The 7,207-nt window shown below is 72.1% G+C and carries 5 protein-coding genes; all 5 read left to right on the plus strand.

Annotated features, from left to right (window positions below; translation table 11 throughout):
* The first annotated feature begins 23 nt into the window (after positions 1-23).
* Genes HCJ93_RS28690 through HCJ93_RS28710 form a run of 5 tightly spaced genes read left to right on the plus strand, consistent with a single transcriptional unit; the run spans position 24 to position 6,687 of the window.
* A complete protein-coding gene (locus HCJ93_RS28690) occupies positions 24-1,328 on the plus strand; it encodes a beta-ketoacyl synthase N-terminal-like domain-containing protein (protein ID WP_167998753.1) in 1,305 nt (434 codons plus the stop codon).
* A gap of 14 nt (positions 1,329-1,342) precedes the next feature.
* A complete protein-coding gene (locus tag HCJ93_RS28695; RefSeq protein WP_167998754.1) occupies positions 1,343-4,237 on the plus strand; it encodes an aminotransferase class III-fold pyridoxal phosphate-dependent enzyme in 2,895 nt (964 codons plus the stop codon).
* 26 nt (positions 4,238-4,263) lie between these two features.
* Positions 4,264-5,010, plus strand: a complete 747-nt coding sequence (locus HCJ93_RS28700) for a 3-oxoacyl-ACP reductase family protein (protein ID WP_167998755.1) — start codon at positions 4,264-4,266, stop codon at positions 5,008-5,010.
* 14 nt (positions 5,011-5,024) lie between these two features.
* Positions 5,025-5,840, plus strand: a complete 816-nt coding sequence (locus tag HCJ93_RS28705; RefSeq protein ID WP_167998756.1) for an SDR family NAD(P)-dependent oxidoreductase — start codon at positions 5,025-5,027, stop codon at positions 5,838-5,840.
* A gap of 43 nt (positions 5,841-5,883) precedes the next feature.
* Complete coding sequence (locus HCJ93_RS28710) at positions 5,884-6,687, plus strand: thioesterase II family protein (protein WP_206318085.1); 804 nt, start codon at positions 5,884-5,886, stop codon at positions 6,685-6,687.
* Positions 6,688-7,207: the final 520 nt, after the last annotated feature.

Consider the following 7,207-nt stretch of genomic DNA (forward strand, 5'->3'; position numbering starts at 1 on the left):
TCTCAGTCTGGTGGTGCGTGGTTATGTGCACTGACATTCCCGACGAGATCGTTGTCACCGGCATCGGCGCCGTCCTGCCCACCGGGCGCGGACCCGGGGCCCTGTGGACGGCCTGGCGCGAGACGCGGCCGGCGCTCTCGCCCTACCGAGACCCCTACGTCCGCTCGCGCAGGATCACCCACTTCGGGCACGTCCCGGACGAGCTCCAGAAGCAGGGCCGGGACAGCGTGCCGCACAAGCTGCGCAAGTTCGGCACCCCCTTCACCTTCAATGCCGTGCTCGCCGTGCAGGACGCCCGGCGGCAGGCGGGCGAGAGCTGGGAGGCGATCCCCGAGGAACGGCGCGGGTTGTACGTCGCCCAGGACGACTCCACCGACCTGAGCGCCGCCGCCTTCACCAAGGCCCTCGACAGGGCCCGTACGGACACCTCCGCACAGGTGGGCGCCGACCTGCAACGCGTGGTGGCGGAAGCGTTCGGCAACGCGGCGACCTTCAACCCGTTCACCGTCATCCGTGCCCTGAACAACAACACCCTCGCCCTGGTCAGCATCGCCGAGCGGTTCCGCGGCGACTGCGCGGCCTTCGTCCAGGACGCCGGCGCGGCCCTGGGAGCCCTGGAGCGGGCCCTGTTCAGCCTGCGCCACGGGCACTGCGACACCGCCATGGTGGTCGGCGCGGGCAGCTACAACGAGGCGCTGAAGCTGGCCGGGCTGTACCGCGCCGGACAGCTCAGCGCGGGCGGCCACGGCCGTGACTCGGTGCGCAGCTTCGCTCCGGACCGGGACGGCACGGTCGTCGGGGAGGGCGCGGTCGCGCTGGTGCTGGAACGCGCCGAGGACGCCGTCGCCCGCGGTGCCCGCCCCCTCGTCGAGGTCCTCGGCACCCGGCTGCGGCCCGCTCTCGACGGCGGCGTCGGCCCCGCCGACCTCGCGGAGAGCGCCAGGGCGCTGCTGGCCGCACACGGCATGACGCCCGACGTGCTGGGCGCCGTCCTGGCCGACGGCAAGGGCACCGTGCACCACGACGCGGCGGAGATCGAGCTGCTGCGCACCCTGCTGAAGGACAGCCGGGTCCCGGTCAGCTCCGTACGCCCGATCGTCGGCACCCTGGGCGCGGCCGGCCCGCTAGCCGAACTCGCCCTGGCACCCGAGCTGTTCGCGGCCGGTGAGCTGCCGCCGATCGCACACCTGAGCGGCTCCCCGGACGAGGGCACCGACTTCGTCACCGGCAGCGCCAGGAAGCGGCGGATCGACTCCGTCCTCAGCCTGCACAGCACGTTCAACGGGTTCGCCGGAGCCCTGCTCGCCCGGCGGCCGCACACCATCTGAGGGGCACATCAGCCATGTCACAGTTCACCGAGTACGTGCAGCCCCGGATGGGCCGCGTGTTCACCGCCCTCGGGCTGGACGTCGAGTACGAACGAGCCGAGGGCAACACCATGTACCACCGCGACGAGCGGGGGGAACTGGTCCCGGTCCTGGACCTGATGGGCGGCTACGGTTCGCTGATCCTCGGCCACAACCACCCCGGGATCGTCGCGCACGCCAAGGCGCTGCTGGACGGCAACCGGGCCGTGCACGCCCAGTTCTCGCTGCGTGAGGAGGCGGGCCGGCTCGGCGCCGCGCTCAGCGCCGCGGTACGCCGGGAGACCTCGGCCAAGGAGCCCTACGTGGCCACCTTCGGCAACAGCGGGGCGGAGGCCGTCGAGGCGGCGGTCAAGCACGCGGAACTGGTCCGGGTGCGCAGGGCGGCGAAGCTCGCCGACGAGGTTCAGGCGCATGCCGATCAGGTCCGTCAGGCCGTCCGCGGGGGCGAGGCGCGCATCGGGGCCGACACCTTCCGGCAGCCCGGCGTGCGCGGGCGGGCGACCCCCGCCGACGGGATTGACGGGCTGCTGGCGGCCGTCGGCGCCCACAACGCGGCCGCCCTGGCCACCCCGCCGCTGTTCCTGGCCCTGGAGCGCTCCTTCCACGGCAAGCTCGTCGGCAGCGTCCAGCTCACCTACAACCCGGGATTCAGGGCGCCCTTCCAGAATCTGGGCACCCGCGTCCGGTTCGTACCCATGGACGAGCTCGGCCGGACGGAGACGCTGGAGCACATCGCCGAGGACGAGCGGGTCACGCTGCTCGACCCCGAGGTCGTGGACGGCCGGGTCCGCCTGATCGAGCGGGACCTGCCGGTCATCACCGCCTTCCTGCTCGAACCTGTGCAGGGCGAGGGCGGCATCCACGCGCTGACCACCGAACAGGGCCGGGCCGTACGGCTGTTCTGCAACCGCCTCGGCACAGCGCTGATCATCGATGAGGTGCAGAGCGGCCTGGGCCGCTGCGGCGCCTTCCTGGCCAGCTCCCTGATCGGGCTGCGCGGCGACTACTACACCCTGTCCAAGTCACTGGGCGGCGGACTCGCCAAGATCTCTGCCATGCTCGTCCGCAAGTCCCTCTACCAGGACGAGTTCGACCTGATCCACAGCTCGACCTTTGCGATGGACGACTTCTCCTCCTCCGTCGCCCGCAAGGTCGTCGAGATGCTGGAGGCCGACGACGGCCGCGTGTACCGGCAGGTCACCGAGCGGGGCGAACGGCTGACCCGGATGCTCGAAGGCCTCAAGGCGCAGTACCCGGACGTCATCGAGGAGGTCCGCGGAAAGGGGCTGTTCATCGGCCTCCAACTGCGCGACCAGGGCGAGGCCCGCTCGATGGTGCTGCGCGGCAGCGCCTACACCGGGGCACTGGGCTATCTGCTCTCCGGCTATCTGCTCCGCGAGGAACGCATCCGCATCGCGCCCACCGGCAGCGCCGGCAATGTCCTGCGCATTCAGCCGTCGGTGTACATCACCGACGAGGAGATCGAGCGGTTGCGCGGCGCCCTGGAGCGCCTGTGCCGCATTCTGCGCTACGAGGACACGCTCCACCTCGTCCACCCCGCCACCGACCGTACGATCCCCAAGCCGCGCGCCGAGATCCGCGACTTCCGGGGCGCGGTGGCACCCTACGAGCAGGGCGCGCCGCGGCCGGTGAGCGGGCCCGTGCGCAAGGTGGCCTTCATCAACCACCTGATCACGCCCGCCCACCTGCGGCAGGTCGACCCGGCGCTCGCCGACCTCGGCGACACGGCGCTGAGGTCCTTCGTCCTCGGCATGGAGCCGGTGAAGCAGGCGGCGCCCTACCCCGCGGTGCGGATCACCTCGCCGCTGGGCAGCGCCGTGGACTTCGCGCTCTACCCGCTCATGGTCGGCTCCGAACAGATGGGCCGCTACCTGGCCTCCGGGGACGTCACCGGGATCCGCGCGGATGTCGAGGAGCGGGTGCGGGCGGCCCGCGAGGACGGCTGCGAGGCCGCCGGCCTCGGGATGTACACCTCCATCGTGACCAACAACTGCACCTCGCTGAAGGTCCCCGGCATCGCGCTGACCTCCGGCAACGCGCTGACCGTCGCGATGGGCGTGCAGGCCATGGAACGCGGCGCGCACGACCGCGGCTTCACCCTCGCCGACTCCACGCTCGCGGTGGTCGGCGCGGCCGGCAACATCGCCTCCGTGTACAGCCAGCTGTTCGCCGAGCGCCTGCACCGGATCGTCCTGGTCGGCAGCGGCCGCGACGGCTCGGCACGGCGCCTGCGCAACACCGTGTACGGCATCTACCGGGAGTGCTGGTCGCGGATCGCCGACGGTGGTGAACTGACCGGCATCCCGGCCCGGCTGGCGGAGGAGCCGCTGATCACGAAGTGGCTCGCCGAGGAGCCGCCCGCCGACGAGACCGAGCGGGGCAGGGCCATCGCGCAGTACCTGGAGGAACGCTACGGAGAGGACCCGTTCCTCACCATCAGCCAGAGCACGGACGCGCTGCGCGAGGCCCAGCTGGTCCTGGCCGCCTCCAACAGCCCCGAACCGTTCCTGACCGGCGACCACTTCACCCCCGACGCCGTGGTCTGCGACATCGCGGTGCCCAACAATGCCGTCCCGGAGCTCACCGAGCAGCGGCCCGACCTGGCGTACATGCTCGGCGGCATCGTCGCCACTCCGAACGGAGAGAGCCTGCACCCCTCGGCACGCGCCTTCCTGAAAGCGGGCCAGCTGTTCGCCTGCATGGCGGAGACCGCGCTGATGGGTCTGGCCGGACTGGACCGGCACTACTCCTACGGGAACATCACCCGTCGGCAGGTCATCGACATCGCCGCGCTGGCCGACGCCCACGGTCTGCGGTTGGCCGACTACAAGAGTGCGCACTCGGTGTGAGCCCGACTCGAGAGGACCTCAGCGACATGGAATTCCAGGGCCAGGTGGCACTGGTGACCGGCGGCAGCCGCGGCATCGGGCGGGCCATCGCCGTCAAACTCGCCGAAGAAGGATGCGACATCGCGCTCAACTACCGCAGCGCGGCCGACGAGGCACGGCAGGTCGCCGACCGGATAGCGAAGCTCGGCCGCCGGGTCGAGCTGTTCCGGGGCGACGTCTCCGACCCGGACGTGCCACGCCAGGTCATCTCCGGCGTCCGCGCCGCCTTCGGCCGGCTCGACGTACTCGTCAACAACGCCGGCATCACCCGCGACGAACTCCTGGTCAACCAGAGCCTCGAGGACATCCGAGAGGTCGTGGACACCAACCTCGTCGCCCCGATACTCATGGTCCAGGCAGCGGCCGGCGTGATGCTGCGGCAGCGCTACGGACGGATCGTCAACATCTCCTCCGCGGCCGCCTCCAAGCCCGGCCGCGGCCAGTCCAACTATGCGGCGGCCAAGGGCGGACTGGAGGCGTTCACCAAGGCGATGGCCGTAGAGCTCGCCTCCCGCAACATCCTCGTCAACGCCGTCGCCCCGGGGGTGATCCGCACCGACATGACGGAGACCATCCGCGGCCGGGCCGAGGACGAGATCATGAACCGGCTGCTGGTGAAGGGCTACGCCGAGCCCGAGACGATCGCCGACGCCGTGTCCTACCTCGCCTCCCCGCGCAACACCTACACCACCGGCGAGGTACTGCACATCGACGGCGGCCTGAAGATGGCGTGAAAGGGAACCGGCACATGAACGACATCGACACGCCACCGCCCGGCCGGCGCCCCGCAGCAGGCGACCTGGCGGGCAGGACCGCCGTCGTCACCGGCTCCGCCGGAGGCATCGGCCGTGAGGTGGCCCTCGTCCTCGCCAAATCCGGTGCCTCGCACCTCGTCCTGCTCGACCGTGACGCCGACGGGCTGGAGACGGCCGCCAAGGAGGTACGCGGCCTCGGGGCCGAGGCCACCGCACTGGCCGTGGACCTGCGCGACCGCGACCGGGTACGGGCGCGGCTGCGTCCCGCCCTGCGGTCCCTGGGCCGCCTGGACATCCTGGTCAACAGCGCCGGCATCGCCGACGAGAACGCACCCGACGACGAGGACACCTGGCTGCGGGTGCTGGACATCAACCTGCACGGCACCTTCGCCGTCACCGCCACCTGCCTGGAACACCTCGCGGCGGGCGGCCGGATCGTCAACGCGTCCTCGATCCTCGGCAAGGCCGGCAAGATGCGCAACACCGCTTACTGCGCCTCCAAACACGGCCTGATCGGCTACACCAAGGCCCTCGCCCTGGACCTCGCCTCCCGCCGCATCACGGTCAACGCCGTACTGCCGGGCTGGACCGACACACCCATGCTGCGCCGGGAGATCGCCGCCCAGGCGGGCGAGATCGGCGCGGACCCGGAGCGGATGCTGCGCCAGGCCCGCAAGTCCATCCCCCTGCGCCGGCTCGTCGAGGCACGCGAGGCCGCCGACCTCGTCGGCTTCCTGGTGTCGGACCGGGCCGGCGCGATCACCGCGCAGAGCCTGACGATCGACGGAGGCTACACCCGTGGAATGTGATGCCGCGACGGCCATCCGGGCTCGCCGGTACCCGGAGCACGCGTTGGGGCCCTGGCTGCGCGGGCTCGGCGCCGAGCCCGCGCAGCCCGCCGCCCGACTCGTGTGCTTCCCGCACGCGGGCGGCGGCGCCGGCGCCTACCGCCCGCTGGCCGCCGCCCTCGCCGACACGGCCCGCGCCCAGCGGAGCGGACCGTACGAGACGCTCGCCGTCCAGTACCCCGGACGTCAGGAACGCATCCACGAGGAGCGGCTGGAGGACCTGACCGAGCTGGCGGAGCACGCGTTCCGGGCGGTCCTGCCGCTCGCGGACCGGCCGCTGACCCTGCTGGGCCACAGCATGGGCGCGATCGTGGCCTACGAGGTGGCCCGGCGCCTGGAGGGCGCCGGAGCCGCCCCGGCCCATCTGATCGTCTCCGGTGCCTGGGCCCCCGACCGGGTGCGGGACCGGGGCGTCCGGCTCCGGGACGACGACGGCCTCGTCGAGGAACTGCGCACCACCCGGGGCACCGACCCCCGGCTGCTGCGGTACCCCGACGTCCTGGCGATGGCCCTGCCGGTCCTGCGCGGCGACTACACGGCCCTGGAGACCTACCGCCACCGCCCCGGCCGGCCCCTGACCGCGCCGGTCACCGCCCTGGTGGGCGACGCCGACCCCGTCGTCGACGTCCCCGAGGCGGCCGCCTGGCAGCGGCACACGCGTGGTCCCTTCCGGCTGCGGGTCTTCCCCGGCGGCGACCACTTCTACCTCACGGCACACTGGCCGGACCTGGCTGGGCACGTGTGTGAACAGACGCTGCCGGAGCCCCGGGTCCCGCTCGGCCCGCCGGTCCCGGTTCTCGCGCGATGAGCATCCGCCGTACCAGCTCCCTTCCTGCAGGGGTTCGCTCGCGACCGGACGGCCCGCCGAGGCGGGCCTCCGCGTCCCGCAGGTCAGCGGCCCTCGCGCTGCGGCGGCTACGACTCGGCCGCCGGACGGACGCCGGCCTCCCTCGTGGACGGCACCCTGGACCCACAGACCCTGCTGCGACGGTCCCCCGCCCCGGGCGACCCGAGCCCAGCAGGAACTGCATGGAATCCGGGAGGTAGGTGTCGACGCCGAGGATCTTCACCGGAACCGGCTCGGCGTCACTGCCCAGGGCGGTGGGGCAGGTGATCGTGCGGGTCGTCAGCGGCAGGTGCAGGTTCTTCAGGCCACGGGAGCGGGCGTACTCCGTGGTGGTGGTGACGAAGACGTCGTGGAGGTCGCCGACGAGCGCGTACCAGGGGGACCGGAGTGCCTCCAGGAAGGCACCGGGCTCGTTGCTGGCGAAGACGGACGGCGGAGTGACGGTCGGACGAGGGAAAGGTGGCTGGGACATGGGGAGGTT

It is taken from the genome of Streptomyces composti, from assembly GCF_012034205.1.
Lineage (GTDB): Bacteria > Actinomycetota > Actinomycetes > Streptomycetales > Streptomycetaceae > Streptomyces > Streptomyces composti.